Source organism: Streptomyces sp. NPDC020747 (assembly GCF_044334695.1).
GTDB lineage: Bacteria > Actinomycetota > Actinomycetes > Streptomycetales > Streptomycetaceae > Streptomyces.
The window spans coordinates 78,629-103,692 of the sequence record NZ_JBIRTJ010000007.1; the positions used below are offsets into that span (position 1 = coordinate 78,629).

Here is a 25,064-nt window from a genome sequence, read left to right on the forward strand (position 1 = left end):
TTCTAACCTGGGGGCATGACAGCCATCGCAGCCGCCGCGGCGGACAGCAGTGCACCGCAGTGGATCAACAGCCTGATGGACACGCTCGGGGCACCGGGCGCGGGCATCGCCGTCGCCTTGGAGAACCTGTTTCCGCCCCTGCCGAGCGAGGTCATCCTGCCGCTCGCGGGGTTCGCGGCGAGCACCGGGCAGATGAACCTGTTCGCGGCGCTGTTGTGGACGACGGTCGGCTCCGTCATAGGCGCGCTCGCGCTGTACGGCGTGGGGGCACTGCTGGGCCGCGACCGTACGGTGGCGATCGCGGCCCGGCTGCCGCTGGTGAAGGTCTCCGACATCGAGAAGACGGAGGCGTGGTTCATCCGCCACGGCACCAAGGCCGTGTTCTTCGGCCGGATGATCCCCGTCTTCCGCAGCCTGATCTCCGTGCCCGCGGGCGTCGAGCGCATGCGCCTGTCCGTGTTCCTCGGCCTGACCACGCTGGGCAGCGCGATCTGGAACACCACCTTCGTCCTCGCCGGCTATCTGCTCGGTGAGAACTGGTCGGAGGTCACCGGCTATGTGTCGACGTACTCGAAGGTCGTGCTGGTAGGGGCGGTGCTCGCGGTGCTGCTCTTCGCGGGCGTACGGATGTTCAGGCCGGGCCCGGGCGGCCGGCGCCGCGCGAAGGAGGAGACCGAGGAGCAGGAGCAGGTGGCCGCCTAGCCATCCAGCGCGGCCACCGCTCAAGCCGGTCACTCAAACCGGCCGCTCAAACCGGTCACTGAAAACCGGTCGCTCAAAACCGGTCGCTCAAAACCGGCCCTACCGAGCCTCCCGCAGGAACTCCCGCAGGATTCGCTCGCCCGCGGCGACACCCCGTTCGGGGAGGGCGGTGATACCGGGAGCCGTCCACCCGGCGTCGGCCAGTTCGCCGTGGCCCGGGCGCCAGCCGCGGTCCGCGGCCAGGAGGAGGTCGGCGTCGAGGAGGGAGTCCCCGGCCGCGAGGGTGAGGGTCGCTCCCGTGCGGCGGGCGACCTCCCGCATGGCGGCGCTCTTGGTGAGCGGCTTCGGTACGGCGTAGATCTTGCGGCCCTGGAGGGAGACCGTCCAGCCGCGGTTCTCCGCCCAGACGGCCAGTTCCTTCACCCAGTCCTCGGGGAGCAGTTCGCGCTCGACGACGAGGTATACGAAGAGGTCCTCGGCGAGGCGGTGCTTGCGTACCCAGGCCGGGTCGGAGGTGGCCTCCATGTACTCGCGCACCTCGTCGAGCGGGGCGCACTCACGGGCGAGGCGCTCGGTCACCGAGGCGTGCCACCCGGGGTCCGTCACACCGTCCACGAGCAGGTGGCCGCCGTTGGCGCAGATCGCGTACTTCGGGGCGGGGCCCGGGAGTTGGATGCGCTCGTACTGCTTGCGGGTGCGGGTGGTGGTCGGTACGAAGTCGGCCACGTCACCGAGTTCGGCGAGGAGTCCGGCCGCGGTCTCGGTCATGTAGGACAGCGGCTTGCTCTCGTGCACCTCGACGCTGAGCAGCCGGGGCGCCCGCGCGTCGGGCATGGTCAGCGCCAGCGCGGCCGAGGAGTAGATGAGTGTGCGGTCGAGATCGCTGGCGACCAGCACCTTGGGTGCAGCGGTGGACAGCGAAGAGGTGGGCAGTGAAGACGTAGACGGCGAGCCGGAGTTTGTCGTCGGGGCGGTGTTCGTCATCAGACCGTCACCGCCCTGCCGTCGGCACCGGTCGCCCCGCGGGTGTACTTGGGGTGGATCAACCCGACGCAGGTGTACGGGAGTTCGGCCACCTCCTCGACGGGTACGCCCCGCTGCTCGGCGAGCAGGCGTACGTGGTCGAGGTCGGCGCCCGCTCCGGCCCGGGCGAGGATCTTCCAGGGGACCCGGCGCAGCAGTACGCGGGTCGTCTCGCCGACACCGGGCTTGACGAGGTTGACGTCGTGGATGCCGTGCTCCTCGCTGATCCGCTCAACTGCCGCCCAGCCTTCCCAGGTTGGGCTGCGGTCGGTGGACAGGAGCTCCTTGACCAGGGCGTCGACCGCTTCGTCGACCGCGTCGAAGCGGTCGGAGACGGCGTCCAGGAAGGCGCCGGAGACGTCCGCGGCGGCGAGCTCGCGGTAGAACTTCGCACCGTGGTAGTCGTGCTCACCGACCAGGTCCGCGCGCAGGACCGTACGCGAAATGAGGCCGGAGACCGTCGAGTTGAGGCAGGCGGAGGGGATGAGGAAGTCCTCACGGGTGCCGTAGGTGCGGACGCAGGAGCCGGGGTCGGCGAGGACCGCTATCTCCGGGTCGAAGCCGGTGATGCCGTCGGATGCCTCGAACTCCTCGACGGCCTGGGCGAGTTCGCGGGTGATGGCGCCCTTGCCGGTCCAGCCGTCCACGAAGACGATGTCGGCCGGGTCGTGGTGGGCGGCCAGCCAGCGCAGCGCGTTGGCGTCGATGCCTCGGCCGCGCACGATGGAGACGGCGTAGTGCGGGAGGTCCACGCCGTGCCGGTGGCGGGCCCAGCGGCGCATCAGGACGCCGACGGGGGTGCCGGCGCGGGCCAGTGACACGAGGACCGGGCGCGGGGACCGCTCCGCGAGCACGGTCTCCGTGACGACGCCGACGGCCTGGGCGATACGGGTGGCCGAGACGGCGAGCGCGTTGTGGAACAGCTCCTGGTACGCGTCGCTCGGCTGGTACTCCACCGGGAGCGACTCCGCGTAGTGGGCGCCGCCGCTCTGGATGGCCTCCTCGCGCTCCTCGGTCGGCGCCTCCAGCTTGGTGTCCGAGAGATCCTGCAGCAGCCAGCCGACCTCGTCAGGTGCGTACGAGGAGAAGTCGGGGCCACGGAGGGGCTCGGGCAGCATGGATGGCCTTTCAGTGGACGACTCGTGGGGCGGCGCGGTGGACGGCCGCGCTGGCGCGTACGACGGGACGACGGCGAGCAGCACGCTCGGCGTGTGCGCGGAGAGCCGCGCCAACAGGCCGTCGGGAGCGTGCAGTTCGGGTGTGTCGGCGGTGGAGTCGACCACGGCGACGACGGCGTCGAAGCCGGCGCCCGCGACGTTGTAGGCGTAGCGCTCGCCGGGGCCGTCGGCGGGGTTGTCGTGGGCGGGGAAGACGAGCCGGGTGCGGATCGCGTAGCCGGGGTCGTCGACGGCGAGCACCGGGGAGCGGGTGGTCGTGGAGTAGCGGACCTCGGCGTCGGTCAGCTTCTCCAGGGCGACGCCGAGCCGCAGCGGCGCGTACATCAGTTCCTCGAAGCCGAGGACCAGAACGCGGCCGCGGCGGGCGTCGGACGGGAGCGCTTCGGCGATGCGGCCCGCCATGGCGGGCAGGGCGCCCTCCAGGCGTACGCGGTGCTCGGGCGTGAAGCCGTGCCGTCCGCCGTCGGGTGTCCCCGCGGGCCATCCCAGCTCGACCCGGAGGGCCGGCCGGCCGGGCGCCCCCTGGGCCTCCGCCGACTCGGTCGCGCCCGTCCCCTCCGTCGCGGTCTCGTACCGTGCGACCAGCTCCTGCCCCTTCTCCAGGACCCCCTCGGGGAGCCGTACGGTGCCGGAGGCGGCCGTCACGAGGTCCACTCGGGCGCCGATCTCGCGTGCGAAGTCGTCCAGGCGTCCGAGGTCCGCGGCCGATCGCATGTCGACCAGGGCGACTATGACGTACCGGTCGCGCGGATAGCGTTCGTGCAGGTCACGGATGGTGTTGAGGACCGTGTTGCCGGTGGAGAACTCGTCGTCGACGAGGACCAGCGGGCCGTCGCCGGCCAGCAGGCCGGGGTTCTCCGGGAGCAGCAGGTGCGAGGTGGCGTGCGAGTGGGACTCCTCGAAGCCGCCCGCCCGTGCGACGCCGTCGACCGGGCGCCGGGTCGAGTGGAGGCAGGGCGCGAGGCCCACGCCGTCCGCGACGGAGTGTCCGAGCCCGGTGGCCGTCTCGGCGTACCCGAGGACGACGGCCCGGCGTGCCTCGTCCTCGCCGAGCAGGTCGCGCACGCGGAGCCCGAGCGCAAATCCGTACCCGTACACGACGGCGGGCGACTGGGGTATGTGCTTGCCGAGCACGTGCGACACGAGCAGATGGGCCCGCTTGGGGTTGCGCCGCAGCGCGAGTCCGAGCAGCTCGCCGAGCCCCTCGTCCCCGACGAGTTCGACGCCGAGCCGCTCGGCGACCCAGCATCCGGACCAGATCTCACCGTCGCCGGTGTCACCGTCGGCTCCCCCCGGTGTCCCGGCCGGGCTCCCGCCGCCGGGGCCCGCGCCTGCCCCCGCCTTGGTGCCGGCCTTGGTGCCGGGGCGGAATCCGGTCGCCGACCAGACCCCTGCCCCGCCCCCGTCGTTCACAGCGTTGTTCATGGATTCCTTGGGTGTCGGCCGGTGTCGGTGAGCGTGAGTGGGTGTGATGAGGGCGTGATGGGGGCGTCAGCCCGGGATTCCCGCGGCGAGCAGTTCCACGAAGCCGATGTCCTCGTTCGCGACGCCGAAGACCTCGGCCCGCTGGAGGGTGCGCTCCGCCCAGGCGCGGTGCGGCTTCACCTCGTTCATCTTGTTCGTGTACGCCGACCGCAGCACGCCCCCGCCGCCCCGCTCGGGCCGCAGTATGTCCTGGGCGTCGCTGAACTCCTCGTGGCTGACGACGGACAGGGCGTGCACGGGCAGGACGTGCGAGGGGTGGATGCAGGTCTTGCCCTGCAGTCCGTTCGCCCGGTCGAGGGAGATCTCCCGCAGCAGCCCGTCCATGTCGTGCTCGATCAGCAGGGCGCGCAGGTCCTCGGCCTCCGGAGTGAAGGGGCTGCGCCGCAGCTGCGGCTTGAACATGCGCTCCTGGACCCGGAAGTACTCCCACACGGGCCCGGTCACCGTGAACCCGGTGCCGTCGGCCCGGCCCAGTACGTTCACCACGTCCGCGATCACGGACGCGACGATCTGCACGTCGTACGCGGTCATGTCGGGCGCCCTGCGCAGTCCGTACGCGGAGCAGAAGTCGGTGACGCCGAGCCGCAGCGCGAGCACCCGGTCGCGGTACTTGTCGACGGCCCGGAAGATCCCCGCGAGGGTCTCCGCCCGCGACTCGCGGTACAGCAGATCGGGCGATTCCAGGACCGGCATCGCGAACAGCCGCCGCCCGCCGGCGGCCTCGGCCGCGGTGAGCGCCTCCAGGAACGGGATCCCCCGCTCCTCGGTGAACTTCGGCAGTACGAATCCGGACAACAGGCGGACGGACGCGCCGAGCCGTCCGACCAGGTCGGGGATCTGTTCGGGCGCTCTGACCCGGACGAACAGCAGCGGAAGCTCGGTCTCCGGGCAGCGTTCGGCCAGGTCGGCGAATTGCCGGACCAGGTTCGCCTCGGCTTCCGGAACCTCCGCGTCGTCGATCGAGTCCTCCAGGCACAGCACCATCGAGACGACACCGCGGCCGGTCTGCTTCACGATGTCGTCGGCCAGCTTCGGCCTGGTGGCAGGGCTGTAGAGGGTGGCTCCGAGAGCCACGGCCAGCATTCTGGCCGGGGAGTCCGCGGTGAAGACGCACGGCTCCTGATGGAAGAGGCGCTCCCGCACCTCAGGGGCGATGTGCCCGAAATGACGCATGAGTCTCCCCCGGGGCGGCTAGGCGGCCTGACGATATGTGGCCGGTAATAGTACGTAGAGATCCATGTCAAGGGTTCCCACCGGGCATGAAATTCAGGTAACGCAGGCAAACACCATTGTGTCTTCCGTCCGCGGATCGGGCCGGTCGGGGAGGCACCCCGCGTTGTCGTGACCAGGACCGAGAAGGCAGGATGACCGCATGACGCACGCGATGCTGAAGGGGTCGAACGTCCCGCTGGACGCCACTGCGGTGCGCGCCGTGCTGCGCTGGACGCCGGGACGGGGTGTCCCGGACGTGGATGCCTCGGCGCTGCTCCTCGGCCTCGATGGTCGTGTGCGGTCCGACGAGGACTTCGTCTTCTACAACCAGCCCCGGCATCCTTCGGGGAAGGTCTGGCGACTCGGCAAGAAGCGCGTGAACGAGGGTCTCGCCGAGGGGCTCACCGACACGATTCAGTCGGATCTCGTCGGCGTTGACAATGGAGTGGGACGAATTCTCCTTGTCGCTTCCGCCGACGGCGTCACCTTCGACCGGGTCAGCTCCCTGCGCATCCTGCTGTACGACGCCGTGCTCGGGGACGCCGAGCCGGTGGCGTACTTCGACATCAAGCCGCAGACCGGCGAGGAGACCGCGCTGGTCTGCGGCGAGCTGTACCGGCGCGGCGAGGGCTGGAAGTTCCGGGCGCTCGGCGAGGGCTACACGAACGGCCTGCAAGGGCTGGCGTCGGACTACGGCATCTCGGTGGACGAGTCCGAGGGCGGGGACCAGTCGGCGTCCGCGCTGCCCGGCCCGCCCGCCGGTGCGCAGCCGCTGCCGCCGGAGCAGCACGCCCAGCTGCCCCCGATGCCCCAGCAGCCCGCCTACGGCTATCCACCGGCCGCCGCGGGCCCGGAGCCCACCCGGCAGCAGCCGCCCGCCGTGCAGCCCGCGTACGGCTACCCGCAGCCCACCAGCCAGCCCGCCTACGGCTACCCGCAGACAGCCCCGTCCCAGCCGGCCCCGGCAACCGTCCAGTCCGGCTACGGCTATCCCCAGCCGGTGGCGCCTCTCCCGGACCCGGACTTCCGGCTGCCCCCGCAGGGCCCCCAGTTCATCGGCCGGTAGAGAGGCGGGCCCCGAAGGGGCACGGCGAACGGCGTGACAGGCCCGGCGGCAGCGCGTGGTCAGCGGTCGGCTTTCGTCTTGTAGCCGCGGCCCCACTGGAGTCCCCAGCCGTAGAGCCGGTCGAGCTCGGCCTGGAACCCGTACACGAACTTCACCTCGCGCCGCACCACCAGTTCGTTCTTGACGTTCTCGATCATGACGACCGCGCAGGACCTGGCCTGGGAGTGCCGCTCGTCGAGGCCGATCTCGATCCGGGGGCCGTTGCTCGGGAAGAGCGTCACGATCGCGTGCGTACGGTCGAAGGCCGGGGTCTGGTCGTAGATGTAGACGAAGACCAGGAGCCGCTTTATCTGCTCGCGGTGGTCGAGGTTGACGAAGATCGTCTCGCCCGAGCCGGAGCCGAAGCGGTCGTCACCGCTGAGTTTCACGTACGGCGCTCCGTTGAGCTCGCCCAGGAAGCCGCCCAGTGGCTGGACGACTCCCTTGGTGCCGTCCGCGAGTTCGTACATGCAGCCCAGGTCGAGGTCGACGTTGACCATGCTCTGGGTGTGCGCCTGCACCACGTCCGGCTTGAACGCCTTGAAGGGGTGGCGCAGCAGGCTGTCCCGCTGGGGCCCGCCTATGTCGGAGGTGCGCATCCGCCAGGACAGGTTGATGCGGAGGTTGCCGGTGGCGGCGCCCTGTTTGGTGAGCGAGATCGTGTGGTTCCGTTTGGTCAGTTCGATGGCGTTGGTCGCCGCGCTGCCCGAGTCGAAGTCCGTCGACCGGCCGCGCCACAAGCCTTCCCAGAAGCTCATTCCCGCCCCCACGCTTCCCTGTTCACCTCGACGAATACGCCGGGGCGGCCGCGAGGAATCCCTCGACGGCCGCCCCTCACAGAGCGTTCCTCACTCGAAGCGGTGTCACACCCCGGACGAGATCTCAGCCTTGTCGTCCGAGGCCTCAGCTTTTCCCTCTGCGGCCGCGATTGCTCGGTTGCGGCGCACGGAGGACCAGAAGGACCAGGCGATCAGGACGACACCGATGAGGCCGGTGACGATCTCGTTGACCTCGAAGCGGATCGTGATGAGCAGGATGCCGGCCAGGGCGCCGATCGCGTAGTGGGCGCCGTGCTCCAGGTAGACGTAGTCGTCGAGGGTGCCCTGGCGGACCAGGTAGACCGTGAGCGACCGGACGTACATGGCGCCGATGCCGAGGCCGAGCGCCATCAGGATGATGTCGTTCGTGATGGCGAAGGCACCGATGACGCCGTCGAAGGAGAACGACGCGTCCAGGACCTCCAGGTACAGGAACATGAAGAAGGCGGCCTTGCCGACGAGTGCCCCCGCGGAGACCGACTTGCCGCTGCGCTTGGCCTCTTCCTCTTCCTCGTGCTCGCGCTCCTCGGCTTCCTCAAGCCGGTTCTCGAAGAAGCCGGAGAGCCCGCCGACCACGAGGTAGGTGATGAGGCCGGCGATGCCGGAGAGCAGGACCGTCTCCGCCTTGTCGGCGGACCCGGCGTGCAGGTGGGCCTTCGGGGCGAGGTACAGCGAGGTGATCAGCAGGATGATCAGGGCGATGCAGACCGACAGCATGTCGACCTTGCCGAGCTTGGCCAGCGGGCGCTCCAGCCAGCCGAGCCACTTGATGTCACGGTCCTCGAAGATGAAGTCGAGGAAGATCATCAACAGGAACATGCCACCGAAGGCGGCGATCGACGGGTGGGCGTCGGTGACCAGTTCCTGGTAGCGGTTCGCGTCGTTCAGCGCGAGGTCGACCGCCTCGATGGGGCCGAGCGAGGCGCTGATCGCGACGATCACGACCGGGAAGACGAGCCGCATTCCGAAGACGGCGATCAGGATGCCGATGGTGAGGAAGATCCGCTGCCAGAACGGGCTCATCTTCTTCAGGATCCCGGCGTTGACCACCGCGTTGTCGAAGGAGAGCGAGATCTCGAGGATCGACAGGATCAGTACGATCCCGAACGCGGTCCATCCGTCGATCAGCACCGCTGCGACCAAGCCGAGCGCGGTGACCGCGAACGACCAGCCGAAGGTTTTCAGAACCACTGGCTACCCAATCGTGAGTATGGGGGGCTACCCCCGGACGAAGTCCGGAGGGGGTTTCCCCCCGCCGTACCCGGCTTTACGAAACATTGACCACGAAGTCTAGAGGGACGACCCGTCGGACGAGGGGGCCGGGCCACCCCACCCGGAGAGTCGCAGGTCCAGAGGGTGCGGACGCCAGTGACGTGCCTTCGGCCCCGCCCGCCTCACTGCTTTCGGTGCTCGGCGGGCGGTGGCCTCTTCTCCGGTCACCGGGGGCACCTTCCCCGGACCCGGCGGCCCTACGAGACGTTGACCCCGAAGTCCAGGGCGATGCCCCGCAGCCCGGACGCGTACCCCTGTCCAACCGCGCGGAACTTCCATTCGACGCCGTAGCGGTAGACCTCACCGAAGATCATCGCGGTCTCCGTGGAGGCGTCCTCGGAGAGGTCGTAGCGGGCGAGCTCCTGGCCGTCGGCCTGGTTGACGACCCGGATGAAGGCGTTGCTGACCTGACCGAAGGTCTGGCCGCGGTTGTCGGCGTCGTGGATCGAGACCGGGAAGACGATCTTGTCGACGTTGGCCGGCACCTTGGAGAGGTCGATCAGAAGTGACTCGTCGTCGCCGTCGCCCTCACCCGTGAGGTTGTCCCCGGTGTGCTCGACCGAGCCGTCCGGGCTCTTGAGCTGGTTGTAGAAGATGAACCACTCGTCACCGAGGACCCGGCCCGAGTTGCACAGCAGCGCGCTGGCATCGAGGTCGAAGTCCGCTCCGGTGGTCGAGCGTGCGTCCCAGCCGAGCCCGATCATCACCTGTGTGAGGTTCGGTGCGGCCTTGGAGAGGGAGACATTGCCCCCCTTGGCGAGCGTGACGCCCATGATCCTTGTCCTCCCCGGTCAAGCCATTGGGTTGTCGAGCACGTCCGGCGCCGCACTAGGAGTGTGCGACGCCGGACGGAAAAAAGGTGAAGCGGTTGAAGCTGCCCGGGGTCGGACGACGACCCCGGGGTGGCTCAGACGTTGACGCCGAAGTCCTGCGCGATGCCGCGCAGACCTGAGGCATACCCCTGACCGATGGCACGGAACTTCCACTCCGCGCCGTGGCGGTACAGCTCGCCGAAGACCATCGCGGTCTCCGTGGAGGCGTCCTCGGAAAGGTCGTACCGGGCGAGCTCCGCCTCGCCCGCCTGGTTCACGACGCGGATGAACGCGTTGCGGACCTGGCCGAACGACTGCTGACGGTTCTCGGCGTCGTAGATCGAGACCGGGAAGACGATCTTCTCGATGTCGGCCGGGACGCCGGCGAGGTTGACCTTGATCTGCTCGTCGTCGCCCTCGCCCTCACCGGTGGTGTTGTCACCGGTGTGCTCGACCGAGCCGTCGGGGCTCTTCAGGTTGTTGAAGAACACGAAGTTGGCGTCACTGCTGACCTTGCCCTCCGCGTTCGTCAGGATGGCGCTGGCGTCCAGGTCGAAGTCGGTACCGGTGGTGGTGCGGATGTCCCACCCCAGACCGATGATGACCGCGGTCAGTCCCGGGGCCTCCTTCGACAGCGATACGTTGCCGCCCTTGCTGAGGCTGACTCCCACGAGTCCTCCCATTGGTGTCCAGGGGCGGTGCGCCCCGTAGTGCGTCGGTATCGGATCAACGTGTCGATCCTAGTGAGGGGTTCCCCACCGCCGCAGGCCCTGGGCGTGAAGAATCCCAGAGTGTCGGCATCACAGGCTGTCGAGTGCCGTCACGTACTCGTTCAGGTCGCGGGCGTCCGGCAGGGCGTTGACGACGGTCCAGCGGACGATGCCCTCCTTGTCGATGACGAAGGTGCCGCGCACCGCGCAGCCCTTGTCCTCGGCGAAGACCCCGTACGCGCGCGAGACCTCGCCGTGCGGCCAGAAGTCGGACAGCAGGGGGTAGTCCAGGCCCTCCTGCTCGGCGAAGACGCGCAGGGTGTGGATGGAGTCGTTGGAGACGGCGAGCAGCTGGGTGTCGCGGTCGGAGAACTGCGGCAGGTTGTCCCGCAGGGCGCACAGTTCGCCCGTGCAGACGCCGGTGAAGGCGAAGGGGTAGAAGAGCAGCACGACGTTCTTCGCTCCGCGAAAGTCGGAGAGCTTCACGGTGGCGCCGTGGTTGTCCTTCAGCTCGAAGTCCGGGGCCTTGTCGCCGACCTCGATCGTCATGTCCTGCGTCCCTTCCGTGGGGTCCGTGGGGCCGTTCGGGTCACCCACCCTACGCAAAACCCGTTTTCGCCCCCGCCGCCCCTACCCATTCCCATCACTTACTCAGGGGCTCCGCCCCCGAACCCCCGCTCCTCAAACGCCGGAGGGGCTGAATACTGCGCAGTTCCCCGCGCCCCTTTCAAGGGGCGCGGGGAACTGCGCAACCAGCCACGACGAACCCTCAGCCGATGACGAAAAGCGGGGGTCCCAGGGGTGCCAACCCCTGAAACCCCCGCTCACCTCAGCGGAGCGTCACCGCTTTGACTTGGCCGCCTTCGGCGTTGCCAGCCGGGTCCCGCTCCAGTCCTTCCCCACGCTGATGCTCTTGGTCTGGGACAGACCCGCGGTCGTCGCGGCTTCCGCGATGTCGCTGGGCTCCACATACCCGTCTCGGCCGGTCTTCGGCGTCAGCAGCAGGACGGCGCCGCCCTCTTCGACGTACGTGGTGGCATCCACCAGCGCGTCCGTCAGGTCGCCGTCGTCGTCACGGAACCAGAGCACTACTGCGTCGGCGACGTCGTCGTACTCCTCGTCCATGAGCTCGCTGCCGATGACTTCTTCAATGGCCTCGCGGAGCTCCTGGTCGACGTCGTCGTCGAAGCCGATCTCCTGGACCACCTGCTCGGGCTGGAATCCCAGCCTGGTGGCCAGGCTCGTCCGCTCCTCCGCGTGGTCCGCGGTCGCGCTCACGGGTTGCCTCCTGATCATGTTCGGTAATGGGGTCTCCCCCTGCTCGGGCGAAGCCTGGAGCTTGGGGAAGTTCAAGCCACGCGCGTGCGCGAAGCATTGGCCGTAGTCCACACGGGCGGGGCGGATCGCGCAAGTACCCGGCCGTCGGGACCGCCGAAACGGTGACGATCCCGACCGTGTCGCCGCAACTCCAGTCAGGGAATCCTGGCCATTGGTGACGCACACCACACCAATCTGCCCCATTTGTGGATTTACGAACCCTACGAGGGTACGGGACTCGAAAGGCTTTGCGGTACGCGTCACGGGTCGGGCGTATCGTTGCGATTTGCCGTGTCCACCCTTGCGGGGACGGGACGAACCTCTCGGTTACCTCTCGGTAGAGATGACGTTTCCGCCCCCGAGGTACACGATGGGGAACGGTGCAGAGACCCAGGTAACCAGAGAGACCCCCCAAGAAAAAACCGAGAAAAACCGAGAAAAAGCGGCCCCCTGAGAGCGAAGGAACAGCGTGGCTTCCGGACCCGATCGCAACCCGATCATCATTGGCGGCCTTCCGAGTCAGGTCCCTGACTTCGATCCAGAAGAGACCCAGGAGTGGCTCGACTCCCTCGACGCCGCCGTCGACCAGCGGGGCCGGGAGCGGGCCCGCTATCTCATGCTGCGGCTGATCGAACGGGCCCGCGAGAAGCGTGTGGCCGTGCCGGAGATGCGCAGCACGGACTACGTCAACACCATCGCCACCAAGGACGAGCCGTTCTTCCCCGGCAACGAGGAGATCGAGCGCAGGATCCTGAACGCGACCCGCTGGAACGCGGCCGTGATGGTGTCCAGGGCCCAGCGCCCCGGGATCGGCGTCGGCGGCCACATCGCCACGTTCGCGTCCTCCGCCTCGCTCTACGACGTGGGCTTCAACCACTTCTTCCGCGGCAAGGACGAGGGCGACGGCGGCGACCAGATCTTCTTCCAGGGGCACGCCTCCCCCGGCATCTACGCCCGCGCGTTCATGCTGGACCGGCTGAGCGAGCAGCAGCTCGACGCCTTCCGCCAGGAGAAGTCCAAGGCGCCGCACGGCCTGTCGTCGTACCCGCACCCGCGGTCGATGCCGGACTTCTGGGAGTTCCCGACGGTCTCGATGGGCCTCGGTCCGCTCGGCGCGATCTTCCAGGCGCGAATGAACCGCTACATGGAGGCGCGCGGGATCGCGGACACCTCCAAGTCCCACGTTTGGGCGTTTCTCGGTGACGGCGAGATGGACGAGCCGGAGTCGCTCGGCCAGCTGTCCATCGCCGCGCGCGAGGGCCTGGACAACCTCACGTTCGTCGTCAACTGCAATCTGCAGCGCCTCGACGGGCCCGTGCGCGGCAACGGCAAGATCATCCAGGAGCTGGAGTCGCAGTTCCGCGGCGCCGGCTGGAACGTCATCAAGCTGGTCTGGGACCGCAGTTGGGACCCGCTGCTCGCGCAGGACCGCGACGGCGTGCTCGTCAACCAGCTGAACACCACGCCCGACGGACAGTTCCAGACGTACGCCACCGAGACGGGCGCGTACATCCGCGACCACTTCTTCGGTCACGACCACCGGCTGCGGGCGATGGTCGAGAACATGACCGACGACCAGATCCTGCACCTGGGCCGCGGCGGTCACGACCACAAGAAGGTCTACGCGGCGTACGCGGCGGCCAAGGCGCACAGCGGCCAGCCGACCGTGATCCTCGCGCAGACGGTCAAGGGCTGGACGCTCGGCCCGAACTTCGAGGGCCGCAACGCCACGCACCAGATGAAGAAGCTGACGGTCGCCGACCTCAAGGGCTTCCGCGACCGGCTGCACCTGCCGATCTCCGACCAGGAGCTGGAGTCCGGCGTGCCGCCGTACTACCACCCGGGCCGGAACTCGGAGGAGATCCAGTACATGCACGACCGCCGCAAGGGGCTCGGCGGGTACGTCCCGACGCGTGTCGTGCGGTCGAAGCCGCTGGCGCTGCCCGAGGACAAGACGTACGCGAGTGTGAAGAAGGGCTCGGGTCAGCAGTCGATCGCCACCACCATGGCGTTCGTACGGCTGCTCAAGGACCTCATGCGGGACAAGGAGATCGGCAAGCGGTTCGTGCTGATCGCGCCCGACGAGTACCGCACGTTCGGCATGGACTCGTTCTTCCCGAGCGCGAAGATCTACAACCCGCTCGGCCAGCAGTACGAGGCCGTGGACCGCGACCTGCTCCTCGCGTACAAGGAGTCACCGACCGGGCAGATGCTGCACGACGGCATCTCCGAGGCGGGCTGCACGGCCTCGCTGATCGCGGCCGGCTCGGCGTACGCGACGCACGGCGAACCGCTCATCCCGGTGTACGTCTTCTACTCGATGTTCGGTTTCCAGCGCACCGGCGACCAGTTCTGGCAGATGGCCGACCAGTTGTCGCGCGGCTTCGTACTGGGCGCGACCGCCGGTCGTACGACTCTGACCGGTGAGGGTCTGCAACACGCGGACGGGCACTCGCAGTTGCTCGCCTCGACGAACCCGGGCTGTGTCGCGTACGACCCGGCCTACGGGTTCGAGATCGCGCACATCGTGCAGGACGGACTGCGGCGGATGTACGGCTCGTCCGCCGAGCACCCGCACGGCGAGGACGTCTTCTACTACCTCACCGTCTACAACGAGCCGATCCAGCACCCCGCCGAGCCGGAGGGCGTGGACGTCGACGGCATCCTGAAGGGCATCCACCGCTACGCGGAAGGGACTTCGGGCTCCATCCCGGCGCAGATCATGGCGTCCGGCGTCGCCGTGCCGTGGGCCGTCGAGGCCCAGCGGATCCTCGCCGAGGAGTGGAACGTACGGGCCGACGTCTGGTCGGCGACCTCCTGGAACGAGTTGCGGCGCGAGGCCGTCGAGGTGGAGCGGCACAATCTGCTGCACCCCGAGGAGGAGCAGCGGGTCCCCTATGTGACGCGGAAGCTGTCCGGGGCGCAGGGGCCGTTCGTGGCCGTCTCCGACTGGATGCGGTCGGTTCCGGACCAGATCGCCCGCTGGGTGCCGGGGACCTACCAGTCGCTGGGAGCCGACGGGTTCGGCTTCGCCGACACCCGGGGGGCCGCTCGGCGGTTCTTCCACATCGACGCGCAGTCGATCGTGGTGGGGGTGCTGACGGAACTCGCGCGCGAGGGCAAGGTCGACCGGTCCGTGCTCAAGCAGGCGATCGATCGGTATCAGTTGCTGGACGCGGCTGCCGCCGATCCCGGCGCTGCCGGGGGAGACGCGTAGCGCTCCGCGCGGGGCCGGACAGTTGTCTGCGGGTTGTGGGGGCTGCGCCCCTGAAGGGGCGCTCCTGACCAGGCGTGTCTAGCACAGTGCGGTAGGGGTGGTGTGGCCATGGGTCACGCCGCCCCTTCGCGTTTTCTACTATGCGCGCATGAAGCAGCAGTCGGCGCAGGACCGTTGGGAGCAGCGCACGCAGCGGCCCTTGTTGGGGCTCGCGGTGGCGTTTGCCGTCGCCTATGCCGTGCCGATCGTGTGGCCCGAGGCCGATCGGGAGGTGACCTCCTGGTGCACGAGGGTGGAGTGGGCGGTCTGGGGGTTGTTCGCCCTGGACTATCTCGTACGGCTCGTTCTCACCGACCGGCGGCGGGAGTTCGTCCGTACGCACTGGCTCGATCTGTGCGCGGTGCTGTTGCCGCTCATCCAGCCGATGCGGCTGCTGCGGCTCGTCTCCACGTTGCTGCTCGTCGGGCAGCGGGCCCGGATGGCGCCGCAGATACGGCTGACCACGTATGTGGTGGGCGCGGTGGTGGCGTTGCTGATGTTCGGCTCGCTCGCCGTGCTGTCCGTCGAACGGGAGTCGCCCGAGGGCAACATCAAAACACTGGGTGACGCGGTGTGGTGGTCGTTCACCACGATGACGACCGTGGGGTACGGCGATCACGCTCCGACCACCGGGCTCGGGCGGATGATAGCGGTCGGGCTGATGCTGTCCGGGATCGCTCTTCTCGGTGTGGTGACCGCCAATATCGCCGCGTGGTTCATATCGCGGTTCGAGTCGGACGACGTGGAGGAACGGCGGCAGACCGCGGCGATCGAGGGACTGGCGGAGGAGGTTCGCGCCCTGCGGGCGCAGGTTGCCGCGCTGTCCGAGTCGACGTCCGCCGTGTGCCCGTCCGTGGCCGGGAGGATTCCGCATCAGGCCGCCGCGGAGGAGCAGTTGAGCTGAGCGCTCCGCGGTTCGTTGAGGAGCCGCACATGTCGCAGCCCCGCGCCCCTGAAGAACAAGGGGCGCGGGGAACTGCGCGATCAGCCACGGACGACCCGCGGCCGACAACTCACCGCACGGTCCTTCACTGTCCGGCTAGAACATCCCGGTGCCCGGGCCCGCCGTTCCGGCGATCCATAGGATCGCCAGGATTGTGTCTATCGCACCCAATACCAGCGCGATCAGCGCCAACGGTGGGCGGGCGCCGTTCCAGCGGCGCCCCATGGCCAGCCATCCGCAGGCGATCGCCAGTGGGCCGAGGATGATCCCCAGCACGAAGAACCCGGCGACCGCGCAGATGACTCCGATGATTCCGAGCGTCGCGCGGTCCGGCCCGCTCCGTGACCCCGTACGGCGACGTGAGCGAGGGTGTTTGCGCGTGGTGTGACCGAAGCCCGCCATCATCAACTCCCTGGACCTCTGAGCCGACCGCATGCCGGCCGGTTCGGGCTCGGAAGTCGGGTACCCCGGTCCGTTGGGTTCAGACCCGTACTTTTTCTCCCCGGGTTCTCCCGCCGGCTTCCGGGGCGCGCTGCCCCCCTCCGGCAGCGCGCCCCGGCCTCACCGAACTGCCCGTTTCGTACAGGTCAGTTGAGAGCACTCTGGCCTGCGGCACGACCGATACGAAAGTCATACGGAACAGCGTCACCCGGATAGGCGAAAGCCCCGCCGAGTGAACTCGGCGGGGCCAGGCCCGAGATGACGGAGAAGGGCGGGCGGACTAGATGTGTCCGACCCCCACGCCCGCTTCCGCGTTGGCGCCCCGCTTGGTGAGGAAGGCGACGAAGACGGCCACCACGGCGACACCGGCCGCGACGAGGCTCGCCAGGCTCATACCTGAGATGAACGTGTCGTGCGCGACGCCCGTGATCTTCTCGGCGATCTCGGCCGGCGTGCCCGGTGCCACCGGCGCGGCGCCGACCTGGACCGCCTCCTTGGCCTGGTCGAGCTGGGCCGGGTCGAGCTGCGGAAGTCCCGCGGACGCCCAGTTGCCCGCGAGGTCGGCGTCGACCTTGGAGGCCATCACGGCGCCCAGGACCGCCGTACCGAGGCTGCCGCCGATCTGCATCGCGGCCTGCTGGAGACCGCCGGCGACACCGGAGAGCTCCATCGGCGCGTTGCCCACGATGACCTCCGTGGCGCCGACCATGACCGGCGCGAGGCCGAGACCGAGGAGCGCGAACCAGATCGACATGAGCCCGCTGCTCGTGTCCGTCTCCAGCGTCGACACACCGAACATGGCGATGGCCGTGAGCGCCATGCCGCCCGCGAGCGGGATGCGCGGTCCCGTCCTGGTGATCAGCGCGCCGGCCAGGGGCGAGCCGACGATCATCATGCCGGTGAGCGGCAGCAGGTGCAGACCCGCGTCGATCGGGCTCATCCCGTGCACGTTCTGCAGGTAGAAGGTGACGAAGAACAGGCCGCCCATGAAGGCGATCGCCATCAGCACCATCAGGACCACACCGGCCGACAGCGCCACGGAGCGGAACAGCGCGAGCGGGATGAGCGGCTCGCTCACCCGGTTCTCCCAGTACGCGAACAGTCCGAAGCCGAGTACGGAGACGGCCAGGAACGACCACGTCAGAGCGCCGCCCCAGCCCCACTCCGGAGCCTTGATGAGCGCCCAGACCAGGCAGAACATGGCGCCGGACAGCAGGCCGATACCGGGGAGGTCGAAGGAGCGCGGCGCGTTCTGCGCACGGTGGTCGGTGAGGATCACCACGCCGAGGACGACCGCGATGACGCCGACCGGCACGTTGATGAAGAAGACGGACTGCCAGTTGACGTGCTCGACGAGCACACCGCCGAGGATCGGGCCGCCCGCGGTGGAGGCGCCGATGACCATGCCCCAGATGCCGATCGCCATGTTCAGCTTCTCGGCCGGGAAGGTGGCACGCAGCAGACCGAGCGCGGCCGGCATCAGCAGTGCGCCGAACAGGCCCTGGAGCACTCGGAAGACGACCACGAAGGCGATGCTGTCGGAGAGGCCGATGGCCCCCGAGGCGGCCGCGAAGCCGACCACGCCTATCAGGAAGGTCTGCCGGTGGCCGAACCGGTCGCCGAGCTTGCCCGCCGTGATCAGCGAGACCGCGAGCGCGAGGAAGTAGCCGTTGGTGATCCACTGAACGTCCGTGAAGCTGGCGTTCAGGTCCTTCTGGATGACCGGGTTGGCGATGGCCACGATGGTGCCGTCCAGGGCCACCATCATCACGCCCACGGCCACGGTGAACAGGGTGTACCAGGGGTGGCCGCGCAGCCCCTTGCCCGGGGCCGGACCGGAGGCGGCCGGCGGGGCCTTGTCGGCCGGGCCGGTCGTGTCGACGGTGGTCTGACTAGTCATGCCTCCAGGCTAATGACAGCCACTGACAGTTGACAAACCAATTCACAAGTCGGTAACTGTCACGTCACTCACGCATAGGCTGAGCCGGGCGGAACGGACACCTGCGGCGTGCCGGGGGCGAAACAGACGCAGACCCCAGCCGCAGAAAACGAGAAGAGGTTCCATGGACACGGCGTCACGGCCGGGGCTGCGCGAGCTCAAGAAGCAGCGCACCCGGGACGCCCTGGTGCGGGCCGCCCTGGAACTGTTCACGACCCAGGGGTACGAGCGGACGACCGTCGACGAGATCGTCGAGGCGGTCGACGTCTCGCAGCGCACCTTCTTCCGCTACTTCGCGGGCAAGGAGGACGTCGCCTTCGCCGTCCAGGAGATGACCGAGTCGCATTTCGTCGAGGCGGTGCGCGGGCGCCCTTCCCACGAGGCCCCGTTGGAGGCACTGCGCCGGGCCGTCATGGCCAACTGGGACACCATCGGTGAGGCCATCGAGGCCGTCATCCCGCTCGAACTGCACATGCGCGCCTTCCAGTTGATCGAGTCGACACCCGCGCTGCTCGCCGTCCACCTGCGCCGCCAGGAGGGCCTGGAGGAGGAACTCGCGCGAGTGATCGCCGAGCGTGAGGGCCTCGACGTGGACACCGATCCGCGGCCTCGCGTGGCCATGGCCGTTTTCGGCGGGGTGATGCGGCTGTCGAGCCGGCTCTGGAGCGCGGGCGAGGACATCAGCGTGGCGGCCATGCGTGAGCTGACCGCCACGTATCTCGACCAGGTGGGGCCCGCGTTGACGGAGAACTGGCATACGGACGGCGGGAACGACCGTACGGACACTGAGTGACGAAAGCCGTACACAGGGTCGGGACCCGCTTGCCGCAGGGCTCGTCACGCACCTACACAGGGTGACCGAACGACTCAATATGCGCCCGGTTTTACCCAATTACCCCCCATGAAACGTGATCCGCCTCACTCAGTTAACGCGAGACACTCTCGTTCTCCTAGTGTGTCCTTTCAGTGACTTCCTTCGACTCCACCCCCCAACTCAACGTCTGGCGCATGCTGCTCGCGCTGGCCGTGGTGTTCGTGATGCTCGGGACCACCGGCTGGACAGCCGTGCGCAACCACCGGGGAGCGACCACCCCGCTCGCGGCGTCGCTGTCCGCCTGGGAGCGCGGTCACATAGGCGGACATCGACTGCCGGACCCGGACAGCACGACGCCCGCCCGGCTGGCCCACTTCTTCGCCTCGCTCGACGCGCGGCAGCGGGCCCGGCTCGCCGCCCGCTACCCGCTGGCGGTCGGCAACATGAACGGAGCGCCGGTACAGCTCCGCTACCGCGCCAACCACATCGCCCTCGGCCAGGCACGCAAGGTCGAGCTGAAACGCATGCACGACGACCGGCTCTCGCCGACCGGACAGCACGAGGCCGGCCGCCGGATGCACCGGTACGAGGACCTGATGAGCGGGGAGCGCCGCATCCTCGCCTTCGACCCGATGGGCTCCGGCCGCGTCGCCGAGGTCTTCGGCGACCTGGACAGGGCCGAGCGGGTCTCGGTCGTGGTGCCCGGCGTCGACACCAACCTGCTGACCTTCCAGCGCACCACCAAGCAGTTCACGGCCCCCGTCGGCATGGCGAAGTCGCTCCACAGCGCGGAGCGGGTCGCGAGCCCGGAGACCCGTACGGCCGTCATCGCCTGGGCCGACTACACGGCGCCCAGCGGGCTCGGCATGGACGCGGCCACCGGAATTCGCGCCGAGGAGGGCGCGGTCCGGCTCAACGCCCTGGTCCGTGCCCTGCCCGGACGCTCCGGCGTGGCCCTGTACTGCCACAGCTACGGCTCCGTGGTCTGCGGCGTCGCCGCGCACTCGCTGCCCTCCCGGGTCTCCGACATAGCGGTGGCGGGCAGCCCCGGCATGCGGGTCGAGAAGGCCGCGCAACTGCGCACCTCCGCCCGGGTGTGGGCCGTACGGGACTCCGACGACTGGATCGAGGACGTACCGCATCTGGAGGTCGGCGGGCTCGGTCACGGGGCCGATCCGATGTCCGCGGAGTTCGGCGCGCGGGTGCTGTCGGCCCGGGGCGCCCAGGGGCACACGGGGTATTTCGTGCCCGGCACCGACAGCCTGCGGAACTTCGCCGAGATCGGGATTGGCGCGTACCGCGCGGTGCGCTGCGCCCGCGAGGATGACGTGTGCCGGGAGGGTTTGTCCGACACGGCTGAAGTCGGACGCGCGTAGAGAACGAAGAAAGTGCGGTCTGCTCAGGGAGGGGACTACGAAGCGCATGCCGCATACGATGGCCCGCATGGGTGACGTACTGGCCGGATTTCATGCCGCCTGGGAGTTCGAGTCGGACTCCGTGCTCATCCGCTTCGAACGGGGGATCCGCACGCCGAAGCTGTTCCAGGCGCTCGGTGAGCGCCGCATCCCGCTCGACGCGATCGCGGCGGTGACGCTGACGCCCGGCAAGCGCGGGACGGTCGTCCTGCGCGCCGAGCCGAGACCGGGAGCGGACCCGCTCATGGAGGCGGCCGCGGGACAGCTCAAGGAGGCGTCCGACCCCTATCGCCTGGTGCTGCCCGCCGAGCGCGAGACGCTCGCCGAGTACTACGCGGACGAACTGCGGGCGATGCTCGCGACCAACGACCCCGGTCCCACCGAGCGGTATCTGGTGCGACCGCCCGAAACGCCGCTGCAGTTCAAGGCGTACGACGGCAAGGCGTCCTTCGACGGGAAGTCCGTGCACTTCCGGTGGTTCTGGACGGGGGCCTCCTCCGCCAAGTGGAAGGCCGGCGACCAGAGTTTCGCCGTGTCCGACCTGTGTGGTGTCGAGTGGCGCTCGCCCGAGGTCTTCGAGGGGCATCTGCGGCTGCTGCGCCGTGACGGGGTTCCGCAGCCGCCTCAGGCGGATCAGGATCCGGCCGCCGTCGTCTTCGGGCTGGGGTACGGGCCGGTGCATGAGTCGTTGCCGTTCGCGGCGTCGGTGCTCGCGGCGGTGCGGACCGGTGGGCCTTCGGCCCCCCTGTCCGAGAGTCCGGGTGGCGGGACCGCGGCCGGGGCCCGGCGGGATCCGGCCGACATCGCCGACCGGATCCGGCACCTCGGCGAGCTTCATGAGGCTGGGCTCGTCACGGATGAGGAGTTCTCCATGAAGAAGGCCGAGTTGCTGGCCGAGCTCTGAGGTGTGAGCGGGGATGTGTGAGCGGTGCCCCGTGCCCCTTACCGGGCACCGCCTCTCGCCCCGCCCCGAGACGCCGGGCTACTCCCGGCCCGCCGATGCGAACGTCATGTCCGGGTAGCGGTTGCCCGATACCTGGGAGGCGATCGCGTCCAGTACTCCCAGGTCGTCCTCGCTCAGCGTGATGCGGGTGGCCGCCGTGTTCTCCTCGATCCGGGTGCGCCTGCGGGTGCCCGGGATGGGGACGACCGGGAGGTCGTGCACGGACGCCTGCTGGTGGACCCAGGCCAGGGCGATCTGGCCCGCGGAGGCGTCGTGGGCCTTCGCCACCGCCCGGATCGGCTCCAGGAGGGCCGCGTTCGCCGCCGCGTTGTCGCCGGTGAAGCGGGGCTGCCGACGGCGGAAGTCGTCGGCGGTGAGCTCCGTGTCGGCGTTCGTGAAGGAGCCGGTGAGGAAGCCCCGGCCGAGCGGGGAGTACGGGACCAGGGTCACGCCCAGTTCGCGGGCCGCCGGAACCACGCCCGCCTCGATGTCCCTGCTGAACAGCGACCACTCGGACTGGACGGCCGCGATCGGGTGCACCGCCTGCGCGGCACGGAGTTCGCCGCCCGTGACCTCGCTGAGGCCGAGTTGCTTGACCTTGCCCTCGCGGACCAGCTCGGCCATGGCGCCGACGGTCTCCTCGATGGGGACGTTCACGTCACGGCGGTGCATGTAGTAGAGGTCGATCACATCGACGTCGAGCCGCTTGAGGCTCGCCTCCACGGCCTGCCTGATGTACGGCGGGTCGTTGCGGATGATCCGCTTCGCCGGCTCGTCCGGCGGGATCGTCAGGGCGAACTTGGTCGCGATGACGACCTCGTCGCGGTGCGCCCGGAAGAACGGCGACAGGAACTTCTCGTTCTCCCCATGGCCGTAGACGTCCGCCGTGTCGTACAGCGTCACGCCCAGTTCCAGCGCGCGCTCCAACGTGGCCCGTGCCTCCTCGGTGTCCGTCGGGCCGTACGCGAAGCTCATGCCCATGCAGCCCAGGCCCTGCACTCCGACCTCGGGGCCGCCCGTACCGAGCTGTGCCTTCGCGATCCTGCTGTCCGTCATCGGGACCTCTCCGACGCCAGGGCCCGCCCGGCGTCCGCATAGAAATTGATTTTCCGGTCGAGCACCGCGAGGGTGTCCTGGAGCTCGGCGATCCGCGCCCGTACGTCCCGGCGGGTGGCTTCGAGCAGCTCGAAGCGGTCGCCGTACGTGTGATCGCCCTCGCGCACCATCTCCGCGTACCGCACCATCCCGGCCACCGGCATCCCGGTCAGCCGCAGCTTGCCGACGAGGTCGAGCCAGTCGAGATCGCGGTTGCTGTAGCGGCGCTGGCCGGTGTGCGAGCGGTCGACGTGGGGCATCAGCCCGATCCGCTCGTACCAGCGGAGGGTGTGTGCCGTCAGGCCGGTGAAGGCGACGACCTCGCTGATCGTGTACTGGTCCTGGCCGTCCGGACGCCGGGCCGCGTGCGGCGGGCCGGCACAGGTGTCGTTCCTGCTGTCCGTGGTCTCGGTCTCCATCACCGTCATGGCCCCAACGCTAAAACCTTGGAGTGCACTCCAAGCAAGCGGATTCCGATGAAATTCCGACGACATCGGCCCGGGTCCGTGGCTACCGTGCCGATCATGAGTCTTGTACGTCGTGCCGTGCCCAAGGACGCCGAGGAACTCCTTCGACTGCGTCAGGTGATGATCGACTCCATGGCCGGGGCGGACACGTCCACCGCCTGGCACACCGAGTCCCTGACCACCGTACGGGGGCGGCTGGCCGATCCCGACGGGGGTTTCGCCGCGTTCGTCGTCGATCACCCCGAGCGGGTGGGGGCGCTGGGGGCGCTGGTCGCGGGGACCGTGGAGTACCGGATCGGGCGGGCCGGGAATCCGCACGGGCGGATCGGTTACGTGTTCAGCGTGGCGACCGATCCTGAGATGCGGCGGCGGGGGTACGCGCGGGCCTGTATGGAGGCGCTGGTGGCGTGGTTCCGGGAGCAGGGGGTTCGGCAGATCGATCTGACCGCGTCGGCGGAGGCCGCGCCGCTCTATGCGTCGATGGGGTTCGTGCGTACGCCTGATCCGTTGATGCGGCTTCGGTTCTGAGTGCGGGCCGGTGGGGGCCGGTCGCGCCGTATCACCGTGGTCGTAGGCTCTTGTTCATGTCTTTGGAGAGTCTTGCGCTGATCGAAGAGTGGCCCGTTCCTGCCGCTGCCGCCGCCGTCGTGCGGGCGGACGGCACCGTGCTCGGGGCTCACGGGCCCACCTCGCAACGGTTCGCGCTGGCCTCCGTGACGAAGCCCCTCGCCGCCTACGCCGCCCTGGTCGCGTACGAGGAGGGGGCCGTCGAACTCGACGAGCCCGCCGGGCCCGAGGGGTCCACCGTGCGGCATCTGCTCGCGCACACCAGCGGGCTCGCTTTCGACGAGCACCGGGTGACCGCGGCGCCGGGGCTGCGGCGGCTGTACTCCAACGCCGGGTTCGAGCAGTTGGGGGATCACATCGCGAAGGCGACGGAGATTCCCTTCGGCGAGTATCTGAAGCAGGCGGTGCTCGAACCGCTCGGGATGACGTCGACGACCCTCGACGGCTCGCCGGCGAAGGACGGTGTCTCGACCGTCGACGATCTGGTGCGGTTCGCCGCCGAGGTGCAGGCTCCGCGGTTGCTCGACCCGCGGACCGTCGCCGAGGCGATGACGGTGCAGTACCCGGGGACGAAGGGTGTCCTGCCGGGGTACGGGCACCAGAACCCCAACGACTGGGGCCTCGGCTTCGAGATCAGGGACTCCAAGTCACCCCACTGGACGGGCGGTTCGTCCTCGCCTCGGACCTTCGGGCACTTCGGGCAGTCGGGTACGTTCCTGTGGATCGACCCCGTCGCGGGGGCGGCCTGCGTGGCGCTGACGGACCGGGCGTTCGGGCCGTGGGCCGTCGAGGTGTGGCCCGCCTTCACGGACGCGGTGCTGGCCGAACTCTCCAGCACCCCGTAAGAGGCTCCCTACGCCATCTCCCAGAACAGCAGCTCCGCCCCGTCCCGGGCGACCGCCTCCAGGTCCTTCGCGTCCGTGATCCGGGCCGCGTCCCCGGGGCTCAACACCCAGCTGTCCAGCAGGACCTCGCCGCGTACGACATGCGCGTACACGAAGGGGGCGTCCGGGACGGCGGTGCGCTCCCCCGGCGCCAGGCGGCGTACGTGGAGCATCGCGGCCGCCTCCGGGACGGCGTACGGGGTGGAGTCGGCGATGCCGTGGACGACCTCGTACGCGGGGTCGCCGCCCGGCTCCAGCGGGGCGAGCCACATCTGGACGAAGAGCAACGGCGTGTCGCCGTCGTTGCGTTCGACGTGGCGGACACCGCCCGCCGAGCTGAGGCGCTGGACGTCCCCGGGGCGTACGACCGACTCGTGGCCGGCCGTGTCGCGGTGGGTCAGCTCACCCTCGACGACCCAGGTGACGATCTCGGTGTGGCTGTGCGGGTGCTCGTCGAAGCCCGCGCCGGGCGCGAGGCGCTCCTCGTTGCAGGCGATGACCGCGCCGAAGCGCAGGTTGTCCGGGTCGTAGTGCGGGCCGAAGGAGAAGGCGTGCAGGGAGTCGATCCCGGCCGTCGGGTCGCCTCCGCGGTAGCGCTCGTCGCCGCGCCGTACGTCCATCACGGACCCCACCGTAGACCCGTCGGACGGGCCGTCCGAGACCCTC

23 protein-coding genes are annotated in these 25,064 nt (G+C 69.2%); 9 read left to right on the forward strand and 14 right to left on the reverse strand.

The genetic code is table 11. The features are described 5' to 3' along the window. Positions 1–15: 15 nt before the first annotated feature. Positions 16–702: a DedA family protein gene (locus ACH4YP_RS19865; protein ID WP_398491502.1), complete on the forward strand. Its 687-nt coding sequence runs from the start codon at positions 16–18 to the stop codon at positions 700–702. 99 nt (positions 703–801) lie between these two features. Here ACH4YP_RS19865 and ACH4YP_RS19870 read toward each other — a convergent pair whose 3' ends face one another. The 3 genes from ACH4YP_RS19870 to ACH4YP_RS19880 all read right to left on the reverse strand — a co-directional run bounded on the left by ACH4YP_RS19870 (position 802) and on the right by ACH4YP_RS19880 (position 5,561). Further along, positions 802–1,686, reverse strand: coding sequence for an HAD family hydrolase (locus ACH4YP_RS19870; protein ID WP_398491504.1), 885 nt, complete (start codon positions 1,684–1,686; stop codon positions 802–804). After that, entirely contained in the window at positions 1,686–4,328 is a 2,643-nt protein-coding gene (locus ACH4YP_RS19875; RefSeq protein WP_398491506.1) for a phosphoribosyltransferase, read from the reverse strand. The genes ACH4YP_RS19870 and ACH4YP_RS19875 overlap by 1 nt, the downstream gene beginning before the upstream one ends. 66 nt (positions 4,329–4,394) lie before the next feature. Continuing rightward, on the reverse strand, positions 4,395–5,561 hold the full coding sequence (locus tag ACH4YP_RS19880; RefSeq protein WP_361056167.1) for an HpcH/HpaI aldolase/citrate lyase family protein: 1,167 nt from the start codon (positions 5,559–5,561) through the stop codon (positions 4,395–4,397). Between the two features lie 199 nt (positions 5,562–5,760). Between ACH4YP_RS19880 and ACH4YP_RS19885 the strand changes: the two genes are divergently transcribed. After that, positions 5,761–6,666: a TerD family protein gene (locus ACH4YP_RS19885; protein WP_361056170.1), complete on the forward strand. Its 906-nt coding sequence runs from the start codon at positions 5,761–5,763 to the stop codon at positions 6,664–6,666. A 59-nt stretch (positions 6,667–6,725) separates the two neighbouring features. Here ACH4YP_RS19885 and ACH4YP_RS19890 read toward each other — a convergent pair whose 3' ends face one another. From ACH4YP_RS19890 to ACH4YP_RS19915, 6 genes are all read right to left on the reverse strand, one after another. Then, positions 6,726–7,463, reverse strand: coding sequence for a Tellurium resistance (locus ACH4YP_RS19890; protein WP_361056172.1), 738 nt, complete (start codon positions 7,461–7,463; stop codon positions 6,726–6,728). A 105-nt stretch (positions 7,464–7,568) separates the two neighbouring features. Then, complete coding sequence (locus ACH4YP_RS19895) at positions 7,569–8,714, reverse strand: DUF475 domain-containing protein (protein WP_361056175.1); 1,146 nt, start codon at positions 8,712–8,714, stop codon at positions 7,569–7,571. 278 nt (positions 8,715–8,992) lie between these two features. Further along, a complete protein-coding gene (locus tag ACH4YP_RS19900; RefSeq protein WP_361056178.1) occupies positions 8,993–9,568 on the reverse strand; it encodes a TerD family protein in 576 nt (191 codons plus the stop codon). 134 nt (positions 9,569–9,702) lie between these two features. After that, positions 9,703–10,278, reverse strand: a complete 576-nt coding sequence (locus tag ACH4YP_RS19905; RefSeq protein ID WP_217452480.1) for a TerD family protein — start codon at positions 10,276–10,278, stop codon at positions 9,703–9,705. 129 nt (positions 10,279–10,407) lie between these two features. After that, positions 10,408–10,866 (reverse strand): peroxiredoxin, encoded by a 459-nt coding sequence (locus ACH4YP_RS19910; RefSeq protein ID WP_055617905.1) that lies wholly within the window; start codon positions 10,864–10,866, stop codon positions 10,408–10,410. Between the two features lie 291 nt (positions 10,867–11,157). After that, complete coding sequence (locus tag ACH4YP_RS19915; protein WP_055611766.1) at positions 11,158–11,595, reverse strand: DUF3052 domain-containing protein; 438 nt, start codon at positions 11,593–11,595, stop codon at positions 11,158–11,160. 508 nt (positions 11,596–12,103) lie between these two features. On the opposite strand from ACH4YP_RS19915, the gene aceE reads away from it, so the two are divergent. Both aceE and ACH4YP_RS19925 read left to right on the forward strand, forming a co-directional pair. Continuing rightward, complete coding sequence (gene aceE, locus ACH4YP_RS19920; protein WP_398491510.1) at positions 12,104–14,851, forward strand: pyruvate dehydrogenase (acetyl-transferring), homodimeric type; 2,748 nt, start codon at positions 12,104–12,106, stop codon at positions 14,849–14,851. 148 nt (positions 14,852–14,999) lie between these two features. Continuing rightward, positions 15,000–15,794, forward strand: coding sequence for an ion channel (locus ACH4YP_RS19925; RefSeq protein WP_361073081.1), 795 nt, complete (start codon positions 15,000–15,002; stop codon positions 15,792–15,794). Between the two features lie 135 nt (positions 15,795–15,929). Here ACH4YP_RS19925 and ACH4YP_RS19930 read toward each other — a convergent pair whose 3' ends face one another. Beyond that, a complete protein-coding gene (locus ACH4YP_RS19930) occupies positions 15,930–16,238 on the reverse strand; it encodes a small hydrophobic protein (RefSeq protein WP_361073083.1) in 309 nt (102 codons plus the stop codon). 316 nt (positions 16,239–16,554) lie between these two features. Next, positions 16,555–18,174 carry an MFS transporter gene (locus ACH4YP_RS19935; RefSeq protein WP_398491512.1) on the reverse strand — a complete coding sequence of 540 codons (1,620 nt, stop codon included), beginning with the start codon at positions 18,172–18,174 and terminating at the stop codon, positions 16,555–16,557. Positions 18,175–18,337: 163 nt separating this feature from the next. Between ACH4YP_RS19935 and ACH4YP_RS19940 the strand changes: the two genes are divergently transcribed. The 3 genes from ACH4YP_RS19940 to ACH4YP_RS19950 all read left to right on the forward strand — a co-directional run bounded on the left by ACH4YP_RS19940 (position 18,338) and on the right by ACH4YP_RS19950 (position 21,346). Further along, complete coding sequence (locus ACH4YP_RS19940) at positions 18,338–19,006, forward strand: TetR/AcrR family transcriptional regulator (RefSeq protein ID WP_398491514.1); 669 nt, start codon at positions 18,338–18,340, stop codon at positions 19,004–19,006. A 173-nt stretch (positions 19,007–19,179) separates the two neighbouring features. Beyond that, positions 19,180–20,403, forward strand: coding sequence for an alpha/beta hydrolase (locus ACH4YP_RS19945; protein ID WP_398491516.1), 1,224 nt, complete (start codon positions 19,180–19,182; stop codon positions 20,401–20,403). 67 nt (positions 20,404–20,470) lie between these two features. Beyond that, the gene (locus tag ACH4YP_RS19950; RefSeq protein WP_361063698.1) at positions 20,471–21,346 is read left to right on the forward strand and encodes a DUF4429 domain-containing protein; all 876 of its coding nucleotides are present in this window, start codon (positions 20,471–20,473) and stop codon (positions 21,344–21,346) included. 78 nt (positions 21,347–21,424) lie between these two features. On the opposite strand, the gene ACH4YP_RS19955 is transcribed toward ACH4YP_RS19950, so the two are convergent. Beyond that, positions 21,425–22,441 (reverse strand): aldo/keto reductase, encoded by a 1,017-nt coding sequence (locus ACH4YP_RS19955; RefSeq protein WP_361063701.1) that lies wholly within the window; start codon positions 22,439–22,441, stop codon positions 21,425–21,427. Continuing rightward, entirely contained in the window at positions 22,438–22,908 is a 471-nt protein-coding gene (locus ACH4YP_RS19960; RefSeq protein ID WP_361063703.1) for a MerR family transcriptional regulator, read from the reverse strand. The genes ACH4YP_RS19955 and ACH4YP_RS19960 overlap by 4 nt, the downstream gene beginning before the upstream one ends. A 96-nt stretch (positions 22,909–23,004) precedes the next feature. Here ACH4YP_RS19960 and ACH4YP_RS19965 point away from each other — a divergent pair, with 96 nt between their 5' ends. Beyond that, on the forward strand, positions 23,005–23,475 hold the full coding sequence (locus ACH4YP_RS19965) for a GNAT family N-acetyltransferase (protein WP_361063706.1): 471 nt from the start codon (positions 23,005–23,007) through the stop codon (positions 23,473–23,475). A gap of 56 nt (positions 23,476–23,531) precedes the next feature. Further along, positions 23,532–24,359, forward strand: coding sequence for a serine hydrolase domain-containing protein (locus tag ACH4YP_RS19970; RefSeq protein ID WP_361063709.1), 828 nt, complete (start codon positions 23,532–23,534; stop codon positions 24,357–24,359). Between the two features lie 8 nt (positions 24,360–24,367). On the opposite strand, the gene ACH4YP_RS19975 is transcribed toward ACH4YP_RS19970, so the two are convergent. Further along, a complete protein-coding gene (locus ACH4YP_RS19975) occupies positions 24,368–25,021 on the reverse strand; it encodes a pirin family protein (protein WP_361063712.1) in 654 nt (217 codons plus the stop codon). Positions 25,022–25,064: the final 43 nt, after the last annotated feature.